Origin of the sequence: Actinopolymorpha pittospori (assembly GCF_014873875.1) — a bacterium.
In the GTDB taxonomy this organism is placed as follows: Bacteria; Actinomycetota; Actinomycetes; order Propionibacteriales; family Actinopolymorphaceae; genus Actinopolymorpha; species Actinopolymorpha pittospori.
Window position 1 is genome coordinate 9985755 of the sequence record NZ_JADBEM010000001.1, and the last position, 16795, is coordinate 10002549.

Annotated in this window: 15 protein-coding genes; 10 read left to right on the forward strand and 5 right to left on the reverse strand. The window is 71.1% G+C overall.

Translation table 11 applies throughout. From position 1 onward, the window contains the following. Nucleotides 1-20 precede the first annotated feature (20 nt). Nucleotides 21-1694, forward strand: a complete 1674-nt coding sequence (locus HEB94_RS46155) for an alkaline phosphatase D family protein (protein WP_337918442.1) — start codon at nt 21-23, stop codon at nt 1692-1694. Here HEB94_RS46155 and HEB94_RS46160 read toward each other — a convergent pair. Then, entirely contained in the window at nt 1661-2146 is a 486-nt protein-coding gene (locus tag HEB94_RS46160; RefSeq protein WP_192755696.1) for a phosphatase PAP2 family protein, read from the reverse strand. The two genes, HEB94_RS46155 and HEB94_RS46160, sit on opposite strands and share 34 nt — an antisense overlap. Nucleotides 2147-2179: 33 nt before the next feature. Beyond that, nucleotides 2180-2329 carry a hypothetical protein gene (locus HEB94_RS46165; RefSeq protein WP_192755697.1) on the reverse strand — a complete coding sequence of 50 codons (150 nt, stop codon included), beginning with the start codon at nt 2327-2329 and terminating at the stop codon, nt 2180-2182. 171 nt (nt 2330-2500) lie between these two features. Here HEB94_RS46165 and HEB94_RS46170 point away from each other — a divergent pair, with 171 nt between their 5' ends. After that, the gene (locus HEB94_RS46170; RefSeq protein WP_192755698.1) at nt 2501-2863 is read left to right on the forward strand and encodes a hypothetical protein; all 363 of its coding nucleotides are present in this window, start codon (nt 2501-2503) and stop codon (nt 2861-2863) included. Between the two features lie 740 nt (nt 2864-3603). Then, nucleotides 3604-4809, forward strand: a complete 1206-nt coding sequence (locus HEB94_RS46175; protein ID WP_192752052.1) for an IS110 family RNA-guided transposase — start codon at nt 3604-3606, stop codon at nt 4807-4809. A gap of 8 nt (nt 4810-4817) precedes the next feature. Here the strand turns inward: HEB94_RS46175 and lon are convergent, their stop codons facing one another. Continuing rightward, a complete protein-coding gene (lon, locus tag HEB94_RS46180) occupies nt 4818-7193 on the reverse strand; it encodes an endopeptidase La (RefSeq protein WP_192755699.1) in 2376 nt (791 codons plus the stop codon). A gap of 665 nt (nt 7194-7858) precedes the next feature. Between lon and HEB94_RS46185 the strand changes: the two genes are divergently transcribed. Further along, the gene (locus HEB94_RS46185; RefSeq protein ID WP_192755700.1) at nt 7859-8224 is read left to right on the forward strand and encodes a hypothetical protein; all 366 of its coding nucleotides are present in this window, start codon (nt 7859-7861) and stop codon (nt 8222-8224) included. A 49-nt stretch (nt 8225-8273) separates the two neighbouring features. On the opposite strand, the gene HEB94_RS46190 is transcribed toward HEB94_RS46185, so the two are convergent. Beyond that, nucleotides 8274-9437 (reverse strand): glycoside hydrolase family 27 protein, encoded by a 1164-nt coding sequence (locus tag HEB94_RS46190; protein WP_192755701.1) that lies wholly within the window; start codon nt 9435-9437, stop codon nt 8274-8276. 341 nt (nt 9438-9778) lie between these two features. On the opposite strand from HEB94_RS46190, the gene HEB94_RS46195 reads away from it, so the two are divergent. Continuing rightward, the gene (locus HEB94_RS46195; RefSeq protein ID WP_192755702.1) at nt 9779-10165 is read left to right on the forward strand and encodes a hypothetical protein; all 387 of its coding nucleotides are present in this window, start codon (nt 9779-9781) and stop codon (nt 10163-10165) included. Nucleotides 10166-10253: 88 nt separating this feature from the next. On the opposite strand, the gene purL is transcribed toward HEB94_RS46195, so the two are convergent. Beyond that, a complete protein-coding gene (gene purL / locus HEB94_RS46200; RefSeq protein WP_192755703.1) occupies nt 10254-12524 on the reverse strand; it encodes a phosphoribosylformylglycinamidine synthase subunit PurL in 2271 nt (756 codons plus the stop codon). Between the two features lie 340 nt (nt 12525-12864). Between purL and HEB94_RS46205 the strand changes: the two genes are divergently transcribed. The 5 genes from HEB94_RS46205 to HEB94_RS46220 all read left to right on the forward strand — a co-directional run bounded on the left by HEB94_RS46205 (nt 12865) and on the right by HEB94_RS46220 (nt 16750). Next, nucleotides 12865-14178, forward strand: coding sequence for a sensor histidine kinase (locus HEB94_RS46205; protein WP_192755704.1), 1314 nt, complete (start codon nt 12865-12867; stop codon nt 14176-14178). Further along, nucleotides 14166-14813, forward strand: coding sequence for a response regulator transcription factor (locus tag HEB94_RS46210; protein WP_192755705.1), 648 nt, complete (start codon nt 14166-14168; stop codon nt 14811-14813). The genes HEB94_RS46205 and HEB94_RS46210 overlap by 13 nt, the downstream gene beginning before the upstream one ends. Nucleotides 14814-14980: 167 nt before the next feature. Continuing rightward, entirely contained in the window at nt 14981-15262 is a 282-nt protein-coding gene (locus tag HEB94_RS54035; RefSeq protein WP_337918445.1) for a hypothetical protein, read from the forward strand. Next, nucleotides 15223-15852 (forward strand): carbohydrate ABC transporter permease, encoded by a 630-nt coding sequence (locus HEB94_RS46215; protein WP_337918446.1) that lies wholly within the window; start codon nt 15223-15225, stop codon nt 15850-15852. Before HEB94_RS54035 ends, HEB94_RS46215 begins: the two co-directional genes overlap by 40 nt. Then, entirely contained in the window at nt 15839-16750 is a 912-nt protein-coding gene (locus tag HEB94_RS46220; RefSeq protein ID WP_192755706.1) for a carbohydrate ABC transporter permease, read from the forward strand. Before HEB94_RS46215 ends, HEB94_RS46220 begins: the two co-directional genes overlap by 14 nt. The last annotated feature ends 45 nt before the right edge of the window (nt 16751-16795 follow it).

The following is a 16795-nucleotide window of genomic DNA, read 5'->3' on the forward strand; positions in this document are numbered from 1 at the left end:
GGCCGTCGTCAGGAGTCCGTGTGTCCCACCACTCCGAGCAAGACGCGAAGAAGCTCTCCCGTCGCCGGATGCTGACGGCGTTCGGCGGGGTGACCGCCGGGGTGCTGTTCACCGACCGGGCGGCCGCGCACGGCGCGCCGCACACCACGCCGAACGCCGCGGCAGGCGGCACCCCGACGCCCTCCGCGCTCCCCCGGTCCAGCGCCTTCGCCGGAGCGTCGGCCCGACGAAGCCTCAGCGCCCTCCCGGCCGGCGGCGTACCGTCCGACCCGTTCCGACTCGGTGTCGCCTCCGGCGAGCCGTGGCCGGACTCCGTGGTCCTGTGGACCCGGCTCGCGCCGGAGCCGCTGCACGGCGGCGGGATGCCCGACCAGGCCGTTTCGGTGCAGTGGCAGGTCGCGAACGACGAGCGCTTCACCCGGGTCGTCGCGGCCGGGACCGCGCTCGCCCGACCGGGTGAAGCGCACTCGGTGCACGTCGAGCCCGAGGGACTACTGCCGGGCCGGGAGTACTTCTACCGGTTCCGTGCCGGCCGGGAGATCTCGCCGGTCGGGCGTACCCGCACGGCTCCGGCCCGGCACGCCCGACCCGAACGGCTCCGGGTCGCGGTGGCGTCGTGCCAGCACTACCAGGAGGGCTACTTCGTCGCACACCGCGACCTCGCCGAGCAGGACCTCGACTTCGTGGCGTTCCTCGGGGACTACATCTACGAGACCAAGCCGCTCACGAAGGGCGTGCGGCGCCACCAGGGCGAGGGCGAAGCGCGCACCCTGGCCGACTATCGCAACCGGTACGCGCAGTACAAGGCGGACCCGGACCTGCGCGCCGCGCACGCGAGCTGCCCCTGGATCGTGACCTTCGACGACCACGAGGTCGCCAACGACTGGTCCGGCGACCAGCCGCGCGACCCGCGGAAGGAGTCGCCGACGTCGTTCCGCGCCCGCCGGGCGGCGGCGTTGCGCGCGTGGTACGAGCACACCCCGGTACGCCGGACCGCGGCTCCGCGCGCCGGTGGGATCGCCGCCCACCGGCGTTTCCAGTGGGGCGACCTGGCCCGGATCCACGTCCTGGACACGCGGCAGCACCGTAGTCCCCGCGCGAAGAGCCCCCGCGACTACACCGACCCGGACCGGACGATGACCGGCGCCGCGCAGGAGCGCTGGCTCCTCGACGGCCTGAACGGCGGCCGGCAGCTGTGGAACCTGCTCGCGAACCAGGTTCCAATGGCCCGCACCGACCGCAGGGCCGGCCCGGAGCAGCATCTTTGGGCCGATCCGTGGGACGGCTTCCAGGCCCAGCGCGCACGACTGCTGAAGGCACTCGGAGCTCCCCGGGTCGCCAACCCCGTCGTGCTCTCCGGTGACCGGCACTTCACGATGGTGTGCGACCTGGAACGCGACTTCGACGTACCGGACTCGCCGGTGGTCGCGACGGAGATCGTGGGTACGTCGATGACCTCCGGCGGGGACCAGGACCAGGCCGCCTGGCACCGACAGTGGGACCGGATCATCGCGGAGTCGCCCTACTGGAAGTACGGCGACGCCCGGCGCGGCTACGTCGTCTGCGACGTCGACCGCCAGCGCCTGCTCGCCACGCTGAGGGTGGCCTCCCGCGTCGGCGACCCCGACGCCACGGTCCGAGCCGACCGGAAGTTCGTCGTTCAGGCCGGCCAGCGCGGCTTGGACACGGCCTGACCTGCCGGCCCCGGCCCTGGCCCAGGTCCTGAGGTGGAGGCCAGCAGGACGCCGAGCACCGGTCGGGTCCGCAGCCGGTCGACCGCCCGGGTCAGCGGACGCGCGAACGCCCAGGCGAGGAGCAGGCTCATACCGGCGCCGAGCAGCACGCCCGCGAGGACGTCGTGTGGATAGTGCACGCCGACGTACACCCGGGAGAACGCCAGGGCCACTCCGATCGGCACGATCAGGAGGGCGAGCATCCGCCACGCGAGGACCAGGCCCATGGTGGACGCGGCCGCCACGGTCGCGTGGTTGCTCGGGAAGGACCAGTCCCCACTGGCCGGACAGGCCACGAGCGTGACCACGTCGGCGATCGCCCGGCAGGGCCGTTCCTCACGGACCAGCGACTTGAGGATCTCGCTGAGGAGGACGGCGGCCAGGGTGGCCACCGGCACCAGCAGGGCGAGCACGACGCCGCGGGAGGAGCCACGGCGTGATCTCCACTAGGTGAGGACGGCGAGGAACACGGGCACCAGCAGGGCGGCGTCCGTCCCGGTCGCGATCACGCCTCGCAGCCAGTCGGGTGTGTGCGCGGCGAATGCCGTCACATCGCGATACCAGGCGTCGTCCCAGAACAGCGCAAGCGCGTCCACCCTCACCAGCCTCGCCTCCGTTTCGTTTCCACGACAGTAGGCGCGGGGCCTTCGGGCGCACGTCGTCCGCAAGTCGCCGCGAAGAGCTACCTTCCGGTGATGGTCAGCGGGATCCGTCAGCCGCCCGGCGTATCCGAGACAGTTCGCGATTGCTGATGCAGTCTGATTCGCATGAGCCCCGGACCGCCCAGGCACCGCGCTGGTCCAGCGCCGCTCGCCACCGACGTCGGAAGCACCGCCGGGTACGTCGCCGGCATCTTCGTCGTCTTCCTCGCCGCGCGGGCGGGCATCACCTTCCTCCGGGGCGGCTTCGACGCTCCGGTGAGCACGCGCGGGATGCTCGACTGGGTGAGCGTGGCGGGTCCGGCCGCGGCCGGGACGTTCGTCGTGGCGCTGGCCCTCACGCTGCTGCTGCGGCGTACGCGGGCCCGGCTGTGGTCGGCCCGCGACCGGGCGCTGCTCGCGACGGCGGTGGTCGCCCTTCCCCTGCTGGCGTTGGGGATACCGACCCTCCTGCTGGCTCCGGTTCGCTGAGCCCGCGGCGGACGGGGACCGTTCGTACACCCGAGTCCGGTCATCGAACCTGGGTGCGGTGATCGCGCCTGGGTCCGGTGATCGCTACCTGAGTCGTAGCGTCGATCAACCTGAGTAGCCGCACTGATCCTTTTCGGCCGCACGAGCCGCCATGCTCTAACCCGGGAACCATGATCCGCCGGCGTTCCCGGCGCTCTCCAGGTCGCCCTGAGCGCCGGGATCGTGCCGGTGGCCGGTCCGGGGTACCCACGGGACGACCACCACCGTGGCTCTGCCCCGGACGACGGCGTTCGGTCCGCACCGGGACCCGGCGCGCAGCGCGCCGAACCCGAGACGTGCCGGACAGCGACGCGCCGCGCCGGATGAACCGGCGCGGCGCGTTGCCAGCAAACGGGGGACGGGGAGACGGGGGACGGGGAGGTGGGGCCGCGCCCGGACGGGGGGTCCGGGCGCGGCCACCGCCTCAGCGGGGACTCAGGTGGGAGCGGTCACCCTCGGGTCGAGACTCTTCAGGCCCTACCTTCTTTGGGTGCCTCCGGTCGTCCGGAATGATCGGGGCGTGCGGGCGGGATCGGTATGGCCCTCATCAGGCTGCCGCCGGATGGCTCAGGCCGCTCTGCCGCCGATCCCGCCACCTTGTTCTGACTGCTGATTAGGCGCTGCGGACCATCGCTATGTAGGGCGTTGACGGCGGAGCAGGGTCGCCGCACACCAGAGGACATCAAGGAACTGGAGACGCCGTGAGGGTTGTGGCGGGCATAGACATCGCCAAGGAGTTCCACTGGGTCGCAGTGGTTGTCGTCGAAACAGGGAAGGAATTGATCTCGCGGCGGGTCGACAACGACCCCGAGGCGATCGCCGAGTTCCTCACCGAGCTCGCCCGCATCGCCGACGAACACGGCCCGGTCACGGTCGGAATCGACGTGCTGGGCGGGATCGCAGGGCTGATCACCGCGATGCTGCTCGACGCCGAGCGCCGCTTGGTGCACGTCCCCGGCCTGGCCGTGAACCGCGCCCGTCACGCCACCCGTGGCGGCGAGCACAAGTCCGACCCTCGCGACGCGCGGGTGATCGCCGACCAGCTGCGCCTGCGCAACGACTGGCGCCCGGTCATCGGTGAGGACGACCTGACCGTCGATCTCGGCCTGCTGGTGGCGCGGCGACGCGATCTGGTTGCCGAACAGACGCGTCGAATCAACCGTGCTCACGACATGCTCGCCGGCATCTTCCCTGGCCTCGAGGCAGCCCTCGACCTGACCAACCTCGCAGAGCTGCACCTGCTGGCCCGCTACGCCACACCGGCACAGATCCGGCGCGCCGGCCGCGCTCGCATCCTCACCTACCTTCGTCGCGCCGGAGTCCGCAGCGACCGAGCCGCCCGCATCGCCACCGCGGCAGTCGACGCCGCCCAGCGGCAGAGAGCGGAAGTACCTGGCGAAGCCAGGACCGCGCAGTTCTTGCGCGAGTTCGCCGTCGACGCCATCACCGCGCGAGGACGCATCAGTGCTGTGGAGGCTGAGATCAGCGACGTCCTCGACCGCCACCCTGATGCGGCCCTCGTCCTCAGCCTGCCGGGCATGGGGGCCACCCTCACGGCCGAATTCCTGGCTGAGGCCGGCGACCTGGCTCGATTCCCGAGCGCCGACGCGCTTGCGGCCGCGTCCGGGCTCGCCCCGGTTCTGCAGCAGTCCGGCAAGATGCACTACCTCCGCCGAGCTTCCGGCGGCGCGAGAACCCTCAAGCACATCTTCTACCGGTCGGCGTTCTGCGCCATCCAAGTCGACCCGGTCAGCAAGGCCTACTACTCGCGAAAACGAGCCGAGGGCAAACGACACCAACAGGCCCTCATCGCCCTCGCCAGACGACGGGTAGCCGTGCTGCATGCCATCCTGCGCACGCGCAAGCCCTACCAGGCCGGCCACACTCGAACCGCCGCCGCGGCTTGACAGAAGCATTAGACAGCGGCCTGGGTGCCGCTGACCTCGACCTCCTCGATGCCGTTGGCCTCGGCCGGGGTCAGCGCCCACTGCACGACCTCCGACACGTCCTCGGCCAGCCGGATCGTCAGGTCGGCGCGAACCGCCTCGGGCACGTCGTCCAGGTCGGGCTCGTTGCGCTTCGGCAGGATCACCTCGGTGAGTCCGGCCCGGTGGGCCGCCAGCAGCTTCTGCTTGACGCCACCGATCGGCAGCACCCGCCCGGTCAGCGAGACCTCTCCGGTCATGCTCACCTCCGGCCGGACCGGACGCCCGGACAACAGCGACGCCAGGGCCGTGGTCATCGTGACACCCGCGGACGGTCCGTCCTTCGGGACCGCACCGGCCGGGACGTGCACGTGCACGCGGCTGGTCGCCAGTTCGCCGACCGGCACACCGAGGCCCGCACCGTGGGCCCGCAGGTAGGACAGAGCGATCTGCGCGGACTCCTTCATGACGTCGCCGAGCTGACCGGTCAGGGTCAGACCTGGCTCGCCGCCCATGGTGGCGGCCTCGACGTAGAGCACGTCGCCGCCGGCACCGGTCACGGCCAGACCGGTCGCGACGCCCGGGGTCGAGCCGTCCCGAGCGGACTCGGGCAGGAACCTCGGCCGGCCGAGGTACTTCTTGACCTCCGCGGCGCCGACCGTGACAGGTCCGCTCTCCGCACCGGTCGCGAGCACCGTGGCGACCTTCCGCAGGATCTTGGCGAGCGCGCGCTCGAGGGTACGAACGCCGGCCTCCCGGGTGTAGTCGGCCGCGACCGCCCGCAGCGCCTCCTCCTCGACCGTCACGTCCTCGGGCGAGAGCGCGGCCCGCTCGAGCGCCTGCGGGAGCAGGTGGTCCCGAGCGATGGCGACCTTCTCGTCCTCGGTGTAGCCGTCGAGCGCGACGACCTCCATCCGGTCCAGCAGCGCCGGCGGGATGGTGTCGGCGACGTTCGCGGTCGCGAGGAACAGGACGTCGGACAGGTCCAGCTCGACCTCGAGGTAGTGGTCGCGGAACGTGTGGTTCTGCGCCGGGTCGAGCACCTCCAGGAGCGCCGCGGCGGGGTCGCCACGGAAGTCCGAACCGACCTTGTCCACCTCGTCGAGCAGGACGACCGGGTTCATCGAACCGGCCTCCTTGATGGCGCGGACGATGCGACCGGCCATCGCGCCCACGTAGGTACGCCGGTGACCACGGATCTCGGCCTCGTCGCGGACGCCGCCGAGGGCGACCCGGACGAACTTCCGGTCCAGGGCACGCGCCACGGACTCACCGAGGGAGGTCTTGCCGACGCCGGGCGGGCCGACCAGGGCGAGGACCGCGCCGGAGCCACGACCGCCGACCGCCTGCAGGCCACGGTTCGCGCGCCGGCTCCGGACCGCGAGGTACTCCACGATCCGGTCCTTCACGTCGTCCAGGCCCGCGTGGTCGGCGTCCAGGACCTCACGCGCCCCGCTGATGTCGGTGGTGTCGGTCGTACGGACGTTCCACGGGAGCTCGAGGATCGTGTCCAGCCAGGTGCGGATCCAACCGGTCTCCGGCGACTGGTCGGAGCTGCGTTCGAGCTTGTCGACCTCACGAAGCGCCGCCTCGCGGACCTTCTCCGACAGGTCGGCCTTCTCCACCTGGGTGCGGTAGTCGTCGGCACCCTCGGGGTCGTCGCCGAGTTCCTTGCGGATCGCCGCGAGCTGCTGACGCAGCAGGTACTCGCGCTGTGTCTTGTCCATCGTGTCGCGGACGTCCTCGCGGATCTTCTCCGCGACCTCGAGTTCGGCCAGGTGCGCACGCGCCCACTCGAGCAGCAGCGTCAGCCGCTTGCCGGTCTCCGGCGTCTCGAGGAGCTGGACCTTCTTGTCGTTCTCCAGCCAGGACGCGTACCCGGCCGCGTCGGCCAGCTCGCTCGGGTCGTTCATCCGCTGCACGGTGTCGACGACCTGCCAGCTGCCCCGCTCGGTCAGGATCGAGACGAGGACGGACTTGTACTCGCGAGCGAGCTCACGGGTGTGTTCGTCGATCGCGGGGACGTCGAGCACGTCGGCCTCGACCCACAGGGCCGCGCCGGGGCCGTTGACCCCGACACCGACGCGGGCCCGGCCGATCGCGCGAAGGACGACGGCGGGCTTGCCGTTGGGCAGCCGCCCGGTCTGGGCGATCTCGGCCACCGCGCCGACGGCGCCGTACTTGCCGTCGAGTTGGGGTACCACGAGAAGTTGGGGAGGTGTGTCGCCGCTTGTGCCGTTCTGGGCGGCCAGGCGCGCCGCGTCCACGGCGGAGCGGCGTTCGCCGTCCAGCTCCACTGGCACGACCATGCCAGGAAGCAGAACGCTGTCGGCGAGGAAGAGCAGTGGCAGTGTCAGCTGGGTCATGACCACGACAACTGATTACATGCTTACGAACATTCCCGAGTTCGCCTGGCGGGCGACGGTTTTCTCGTCTGGTGGAACACCGCCCGCTCCGGCCCGCATTCCACCTGGTCAGCGCGGCGCGCGATGCCGCAGCGGTGGCTCACAAGGCGGCCATGGGGTGACCGAGCGTGGATGTTCGAGTGCCCACGGTCGTAAAAGTTGTCCACAGACTTCTCGCGGTCGACCACGGTGGGGGCCGCATACCCACTAGCGTCTTGCATATCGGTCACCGCACCGCACACACCGGTGGCCGGCGCCGAGCGGCCGTTGAACCCCCCTACCGTCCCCAATGGTCGCTCGCGAAGGCTGCGGCACCTGAGGGCCCCCACCCGAATCAGGTCCGCGGCGACCCGCCCGCGGGAGGGGTCCCGTCCCGGCCCCTCCCGCCCGGGTCATCCAGCCCTTCGGGCCTTCCCCCGTATCGCGACGGTTTGATCGATCGATTCAGGTCAACCGGGGGGTCAATCGCGTCAGCTCGGATCAATCGACGTCAGGCCGGGATCAACCGATGTCAGGCAGGTCGATCGGGTCGAATCCGCAGTGGTGCACCACGTACCTAGCCGGATGAGTACAAGTTGAGTACTCGTGCGGATGCCCCTGGCGCGCCCGGCCAGGAAGCTGACCGAATGACTCCCGAACGCCGTACCGCTGCGGGCAGCGGCCTCTTGTGGTGCACCGCGTTCGTCCTCGGCCCCTACCTCGTGGCCGTTCTCGCCCTGCTCGCGTGGAGTTGGCCGCACGACACGCTGCCCACCGGCCAGTGCGAGGGAATCGGTTTCGGCTGCGACCTGACCCGCCGCGACGGAGCACTCCTCCTCACCTTCATCTCGGCGCCGTTCGCGGCGCTCGCCACCGGCGTCGCCTGGCTCCTGGTGCTGGCGCTTCGGCGCGGGCCGGTGAAACGGTGGGCCGGCTCCGCGCAGGGAGCCCTGTCGGCCGCCATGGTCCTCCTCGCCGTCGCCGGCCTGCTCGTCGTGCAGGTCGCGGCCTGACGGGGTCCGCCCACCGGCCTGTCGCGCCCCGGCCGGCCGCGCCCCCGGCCTACCCGGCTGCCACGACCCGGTAGAGCGCGGTCCCGTGCGCCGGAACGTTCTGCGCGAGGGACCCGCCGCCCTTCTCGGTCGTGTGGGCCCACAGGTCGCGTACCTCGTAGCTCGCGGCCTCCGGCAGACCCACCTCCGCGGCGGAGGTCGAGATGTCGGCCGCCTCGTCGGTCTCGTTGAACAACGCCACCGCGCGACTGCCGTCCGCCAGCGGCTTGACGAAGACGTGCAACCCACCCTCGGACCGGATCGGTGCTCCCTGCACGCCGAGCGGGTCCTGGTCGACCGCGATCACCTCGGTGTTGACCAGGATCTCCATCGTCTCCGGGGTGACCCTGCGCAGGTCGGAGCCGATCAGCAGGGGCGCCGCCATGATGGCCCAGAGGCCGAAGTGCGTGCGGTACTCCGTGTCGGTCATGCCGCCGTTGCCGACCTCCAGCATGTCGGGGTCGTTCCAGTGGCCGGGCCCGGCGTACTCCGCGAGCACCATGTTCTGCTTCGTGAGCTTGAGCAGGCTCGCCCAGTTGTCGGAGATGTCGCCGGTCGTCCGCCACAGGTGACCGACGCCCTTCGCCCAGGTCCATGGGTCGTTCTGGCCCCACTCGCAGATGCTGTAGACGATCGGGCGGCCCGTCGCCACGAGCGCGTCGCGCATCCGGGTGTACCGCTGGACCGCGTCCCGACCCTCGTTGTGGCAGTTGTCGTACTTCAGGTAGTCGACCTCGTACGACGCGAACAGAAGGGCGTCCTGCTCCTCGTGGTCGAGGGCGCCCGGGAACCCGATCGGGCTGCAGGTGTGGCTGCCCGCGCTGGTGTAGATGCCGAACTTCAGGCCCTTGGAGTGCACGTAGTCGGCGAGCGCCTTGATGCCGTGCGGGAAGCGGACCGGGTCGGGTACGAGGTCGCCGTGCTCGTCGCGCTCGGGGAGCGCCCAGCAGTCGTCGAGGTTGACGTACTCGTACCCCGCGTCCTTCAGGCCGGAGGAGACGAAGAAGTCCGCGGTCGCGAGCACCATCTCCTCGTCGAACTCCGGGCCGTCGTTCGTGGTGTTCCAGTTGTTCCAGCCCATCGGTGGCGTGGGCGCGAGGCTCAGGTCGAGGGTGCGGGACGGGCCGGTGCCTCCGGCCGGGCTGCTGGACACGGAAGGGGCGCTGTCGGGCATGGGTCGACTCCTGGCACGAGCTGGCGTGGTCTGGCAGGGCACGAACTGGCAGGGCACGATCTGGTGGGGCACACGAGCGGCGGAACGGACGCGGCCGTACGACGTCCAACCGGCATCGTCCGGGTTCGGACGCGGCCCTAGCTAGGTTCGCGACCCGAACCGGTCACACCCGCCACCGCTCCCCCGCGGGTGTTCCGCGAGCCGAGCCACGCGACCACCTCGGACCAACCTCGGACCGTCGCGGACCCCGCGGTCGACGCGCAGAGGTGGCGGTAACGCGGGTGACCGGAGACCCCTGCGGCGACTACGATCAGCGTGCCGATCTTTGGAGGTCAGTCCCCATGTCAGGCAACCCCGATCTGTCCGCTACCCCCACCACGCTCCGCCCGCTCGGGCCGCCGCCTCCGGCGCCCAAGCCGGGCTACCACTGGGCAGCTGCGCTGGTCGGCATCTGCCTGGTGATCGGCATCGTCACGCTCTCGGTCGGGCTCTTCAACCTGCCCTGGGACCCGGTCCGCGCCGGTGGTTGGGCGTTCGCGCTCTCGCTGATGTTCCTCGTGCCGTGCGCGATCATGGTCCTGCTGATCAGCTGGGCCGTGATCGCCGTGATGCGCCGCGCCGGGGCACGCACCTGGCCGGGGATCCTGCAGGCACTACCCGCCGTCGTGCTGGTGCTCGGACTGCTCCTGCTGCTCGCCTCCTGGCTGTTCAACAACCCGGAGAGCTGACCCACCACAGCGCGAGGCGCCGGCCCCCCACGAGGAGGAAGCCGGCGCCACCGTCACGTTCGGGCCAGGTCGCCGGCCCGCTCGTCACTCAGGACTCGAACAGCTCCGGCAGTGGCCGGGCCCAGGCGGTCCGGAGTTCGTCGAGAGGTACGTCGAAGAGTCCGTCGACCTTCAGCGTCGCGTCCGCACCCGAGGACCCGACCGTTCCGATCCGGGCGACCGGCACGCCGATGCGCTCGCAGAGTTCGACGAAGCGGGCTTCCTCCTCCGGACCGACCGCGACCACCGCACGAGCGGCCGACTCGCTGAACAGCGCGACGAACGGGTCCGCACCCCCCGGGAGCACGACCTCGACACCGTGACCGGCGCGCAGGCTGCCCTCGACCAGCACCTGGGCGAGCCCCCCGTCGGACAGGTCGTGCGCGGCCAGCACCAGGCCGTTCGCGGCGGCGTCCACGAGGACGTCGGCCAACCGGCGTTCGGCCTCGAGATCCACCCGCGGCGGCAGCCCACCGAGGTGCCCGTGCACGACGTGCGCCCACTCCGAACCGCCGAACTCCGGCTCGGTCGTCCCGAGCAGGTAGAGAGCGGACCCCGGGGTGCTCCAGCCCTGCCGGACCCGGCGAGTGACGTCGTCGGTGACGCCGAGGACACCCACGACCGGCGTCGGCAGGATCGCCTGCGCACCGGTCTGGTTGTAGAAACTCACGTTGCCGCCGGTCACCGGCAGCCCGAGGATCCGGCACGCGTCCGCGAGACCCTGCGTCGCCTGCTCGAACTGCCACATCACCGCCGGGTCCTCCGGGGACCCGAAGTTGAGGCAGTCCGTCACGGCCAGCGGGCGGGCGCCGCTCACGGCGACGTTGCGGTAGGCCTCGGCGAGCGCGAGCTGGGTGCCGGTGTAGGGGTCGAGCTTGGTGAAGCGGCCGTTGCAGTCGGTCGCGAGCGCGACGCCGAGCGTCGAGTCGTCGGCCAGCCGCACCATGCCGGCGTCGTCGGGCTGGGCGAGCACGGTGTTGCCGAGGACGTAGCGGTCGTACTGGTCGGTGACCCAGGACCGGTCGGCGAGGTTGCTCGAGCCCACGAGCCGCAGCAGCGTCGCCCGCAGCTCCTCGGCGGAGGCGGGGCGCGGCAGCGCGTCGGGAACGTCGGCCTGGAGGGTGTCCTGCCAGTCCGGACGGGCCAGCGGCCGGTGGTAGACGGGACCCTCGTGGGCGACGGTCCGCGGTGGCACGTCGACCACGGTCTCGCCGTGCCAGCCGATGGTGAGCCGGCCGGAGTCGTCGACCTCACCGATCACCGTCGCGGGCACGTCCCACTTCTCGCAGATCGCGAGGAACCGGTCGACGTCGGCGGGCGTGACGACCGCCATCATGCGCTCCTGCGACTCGCTCATCAGGATCTCCTCCGGCGCGAGGGAGGAGTCGCGCAGGGGGACCCGGTCGAGCCAGACCCGCATGCCGCCCTCGCCCGCCGAGGCGAGCTCGGAGGTCGCGCAGGACAGGCCGGCACCGCCGAGGTCCTGGATGCCGACCACGATGCCCGCCGCGAACAGCTCCAGCGTGCACTCGATCAGCAGCTTCTCCATGAAGGGGTCGCCGACCTGCACCGAGGGCCGTTTCGCCGGGCCGTCGGCGTCGAAGGTCTCACTCGCCAGCACGGACACGCCGCCGATGCCGTCGCCACCGGTCCGCGCGCCGTAGAGGATCACCTGGTTGCCGACGCCCGCGGCCTTGGCGAGGTGCAGGTCCTCGTGCTTCAGCACACCGACGCAGAGGGCGTTGACCAGGGGGTTTCCGGCGTACGACGGATCGAACACGACCTCGCCACCGATGTTGGGCAGGCCGAGGCAGTTGCCGTAGCCGCCCACGCCGGCGACCACGCCGGGGAGCACCCGGTGGGTGTCGGGGGCGTCGGCGGACCCGAACCGTAGCGAGTCCATCACCGCGATCGGCCGGGCTCCCATCGCCAGGATGTCGCGGACGATGCCGCCCACGCCGGTCGCCGCGCCCTGGTAGGGCTCGACGTAGCTCGGGTGGTTGTGCGACTCGATCTTGAAGGTGACGGCGTAGCCCTCACCGACGTCGACGACTCCCGCCTGCTCCCCGATCCCGGCGAGCAGCTTGCCCCGGTGGGTCTCGGCCGGAAGGTCGCCGAACTTGCTCAGGTGGATCTTGCTGGACTTGTAGGAGCAGTGCTCGCTCCACATGACGGAGTACATCGCCAGCTCACAGCTGGTCGGCCGACGGCCGAGGATCTCCCGGATCCGGGCGTACTCGTCGTCCTTCAGCCCGAGCTCGGCGTAGGGCTGCGCGACGTCGGGGTTCTCCGCGGCGTGCTTCACGGTGTCGACGGTCACCGGGGTGGTTCTCCTGTCGGGCGCGGCGGGTACGACAGGGCAACCGTACCCAGCGCCGCCTCCCGCGGCCTCCCCGGAGCCCTGCCGACCTGCGGAGTTGGTCGACGCGGGGCCCTGGCGCGGCCCACTCGGGCGGCATGTCCGGACACGTGCCGGTTGGTGCCGCCGCGACAGGCGAGGGAGTCTCCGGAACCGCTCCGTCCCTTACATAAGGTGTAGCTCGCTGCACTGCGCCGACGCGGCCGCGCCCGGGAGACTGTGGGCACCTGACCCGAGCGCCGCTCGTGCGAGGGAGCTGGTTCACCTGGACGGACTGGATCACCCAGAAGGAGCGTGGCTGATGGCCGGTCGGACGGCGCGGGGTCTGCGACGCTCGGCGGATCTCCTCTTCGTCTCGCTTCCCTCCGGGATGGCCGCGATGGTGGCCCTGCCGTTGCTGGGCGTGACGGCGCTCACCACGATCATCGCCGGCCTGGGCCTGGTGTTGTTCCCGCTCGCCCTGGAGGTCGTGCGCCGCTGGGCTGACTGGGAACGCCGTCGGTCCGGTGCGCTGCTCGGAGTGGACGTCCCGCCGAGCCCCGTCGTGAGGGCCCCCGGACCAACCACCGGGGCACGTGGTGTGGCCGGGTCGTTCGAACGCGTCCTCAGTAGCCATCTCGGCGCGGAGTGGACGCTCGCACGTATCCGGCGGCTCCTCACCGATCGGGCCACCTGGCGTGCGGTGCGCTGGCTGCTGGTCCACCTCGTCGTCGGCACGGCGACCGGCCTGGTCGGGTTGACGGCGATCCTCGGCGTACCGGCCACGATCGTCCAGACCTTCGCCTGGAGCAGCATCCGAGGCGTGACCCTGCTCGGCGTGACGCCGCCGAACTGGCCGGTCGCCCTGCTGCTCGGCGGCATCCAGACTGCGGTCTGTGTCTGGCTGCTGTGCTGGGGAGCGCCCTGGCTCGCCCACCGCCAGGCCCTGATGACGCTGCGGTTGTTGTCCCCGTCCGCGGCTGAACTGCGGGCCGAGGAACTCGCGGCGCGGGTCGACGTCCTCACCGAGACACGGGCGGGCGCGGTCGACGCGCACGACGCCGAACTCCGCCGGATCGAACGCGACCTGCACGACGGCACCCAGGCCCGACTCGTCTCGATCGCGATGCGGCTCGGTGTGGCCGAGCAGACGCTGAAGGACGACCCGGAGGTGGCGAAGCTGGTCCAGGAAGCGCGGGTGGGTGCGGAGGAGGCGATGCAGGAACTTCGGGAGGTGATCCGCACGATGTATCCGCCGATCCTCTCCGACCGCGGGCTCGACGGAGCCCTGGCCGCGCTGGTCGCGCGTTGCCCGGTCCCGACCACCCTCGACGTCGGCGACCTCGGCCAGCTGCCCACCCCCGTGGAGGCCGCGGCGTACTTCGTCGTCGCCGAGGCACTCACCAACGTCGCCAAGCACAGCGCCGCGACCGAGGCGGACGTGCGGGCCAGCCGCTACGGCGACCGGCTGGTGGTCGAGGTCCGCGACAACGGGATCGGAGGGATCGACGAGAGCCGGGGTACCGGTGTCGCGGGCATCCGCCGCCGGGTCGGCGCGATCGACGGCGCATCGCACATCGAGAGCCCGGCCGGTGGTCCGTCCAGTCTGCTCGTGGAGCTGCCATGCGGGTCGTGATCGCCGAGGACAACGTGATGCTGGCGGAGGGGCTACGCCTGGTCCTCGGCAGCGCGGGCTTCGAGGTGGTGGCGGCCACCGCGGACGCGCCGGGCTTCCTCGCCGCGGTCGCCGACCACAAGCCGGACGTGTGCATCGTCGACGTACGCCTGCCGCCGTCGTTTCGGGACGAGGGCATCCGCGCGGCGGTCCGCGCGCGGAAGGAGCGGCCGGGCCTGCCGATCCTGGTGTTCTCCCAGTACGTCGAGGAGACCTACGCCGGCGAGCTGCTCTCCGACGGCCACGGCGGCGTGGGCTACCTGCTCAAGGACCGGGTGGCGCGGGTGCAGGAGTTCCTGGACGCCCTGCGCCGGGTGGCCTCCGGTGGCACCGCGATGGACCCGGACGTGATCGGACAGCTGCTGACCCGGCGGCACGACCCGCTGCGGGTCCTGACTCCCCGGGAGCTCGAGGTCCTCGGGCTGATGGCCGAGGGGCACGGGAACGCCGCGATCGCGCAGCGGCTGGTCGTCACCGAGCGCGCCGTACACAAGCACATCGGCAACATCTTCGGCAAGCTCGACCTGCAGCCAGACGACTCCGGCCACCGGCGGGTCCTCGCCGTTCTCGCCTATCTGCGGCGTTCCCCCGACTGACCGCCGACCGACCGCCGACCGGCGACTGACCGGCGAGTGACCGGTTCTCGCACCGAGTTTTCCGACCCACCCGGAGTGTCGGGCGGCATGACCCCGACCCGGCATGGTCACCTCTAGGGCGTGTCCTACGGATCTTGGTCGACCAGGTGAGCCGAAGGCGAAGGCAGGTGAGCAGGCTCGCCCGACGGGAGGCGCGGACCGGCTACCTCCTGCTCGCACCGAGCCTGCTGGGCGTCGCAGTGTTCCTGGTCCTGCCGGTGTTCGTCGTGCTCGCCCTCAGCCTGCAGCAGTGGGACCTCATCAGCCCGGCCCGCTGGGTCGGACTGGCCAACTTCCGCGACATTCTCACCGATCCGACGTCGGCAACTCCGTCCTGGTCACGGCGCTCTTCGTGGTCATCGTCATCCCGGTGCAGACCGCGCTCGGACTCGCCACCGCGCTGCTGCTGAACCGCCGGTTGCCCGGCTCGCAGGTCTTCCGGGTGATCTACGTGATCCCGTGGATCTGCGCGCCCCTCGCGCTCGGTGTGGTGTGGCGGTGGATCTTCGACCCCTCCGACGGGGCGTTGAACGCGCTGATCGGGCACCGCGTCGAGTGGCTGTCGAGTCCGACCCTCGCGCTGCCCGCGGTGGCGGCGGTCGCGGTCTGGTCACAGGTCGGGTACGTCACGCTGTTCTTCCTCGCGGGGCTGAACGCCATTCCCGAGCAGCTGTACGAAGCGGCCAGGATCGACGGGGCTGGCCAGCGGCAGGTCTTCTGGCGGATCACCGTTCCGCTGTTGCGCCCGACGACGTTCTTCGTGTTGGTCACCGGCGTGATCTCGAGCTTCCAGGTGTTCGACACGGTGTACGCGATGACCCGGGGAGGCCCGGCCGGCCGCACGGACGTGATCGCCGCCCGGATCTACTTCGAGGCGTTCGAGGCCTTCCGGCTCGGGCGGGCCGCGGCGCTGGCGGTGTTGTTGTTCGTCCTGCTGGTCGTCGTCACGGTCGCCCAGCAGCTCTACTTCCGGCGGCGGATCACCTATGACCTCTCCTGAACCAGCCACGTCCCTGGCCACCCGCGCGCCGGCGCGCACCGGAGCGGACCGTCCCGGTCGTCGCGGGCGCAGTCCGCGCCGCGTCCTGGCAGGTGCCGCGACGTACGCGCTGCTGACGGTCGGTGCGGTGGTGACGCTCGCGCCGTACGTGCTGAGCATCCTCACCTCGGTCAAGTCCGCACGGCAGTTCGCCACACAGGGCGCGCTGGCCCTCCCCGCACCGTCGACGCTGGACAACTACGCCATGCTCTTCAGCGGCCGCTACGACTTCGTGCCGCCGCTTGCCATCACCGTCCAGGTGGTCGTCGTGGTGCTCGTGGGCCAGCTGGTGTTCTCGGTGTGCGCGGCATACGCGTTCGCCCGGCTGCGTTTCCCGGGGCGCGACGCGCTGTTCTGGATCTACCTCGCGACCCTGATGGTGCCGCAGGTCGTGACGCTGGTTCCGCTGTACACGATGATGTCGACGGCGGGCCTGCGGGACACGTTCTGGGGGATCGTGCTGCCGTTCGTGTTCGGTTCGCCGTACGCCATCTTCCTGCTGCGGGAGTACTTCCGCGGCATCCCGGAGGACCTCCTCAGCGCCGCCAAGCTGGACGGAGCCGGCACCCTGCGCACCCTCTGGTACGTCGTCGTCCCGATGAGCCGGCCCATCCTGGCGACGCTCGTCATCATCACCGTGGTCACGCACTGGAACAACTTCCTGTGGCCGCTGATCATCACCAGCAGTGACAAGTGGCGGGTGGTCACGGTCGCCACGGCCGGCCTGCAGAGCCAGTACTCCGGGAACTGGACGCTGGTCACCGCCGCGACCACGGTGGCGATGGCGCCGTTGCTGCTGGTGTTCGTGGTGTTCCAACGTCACGTCGTTCGCTCGATCTCGCTCACCGGGCTGAAATAGTCGAGCATTCACACCGTGCGGCACGTCCCGCACTCTCCGAAAGGA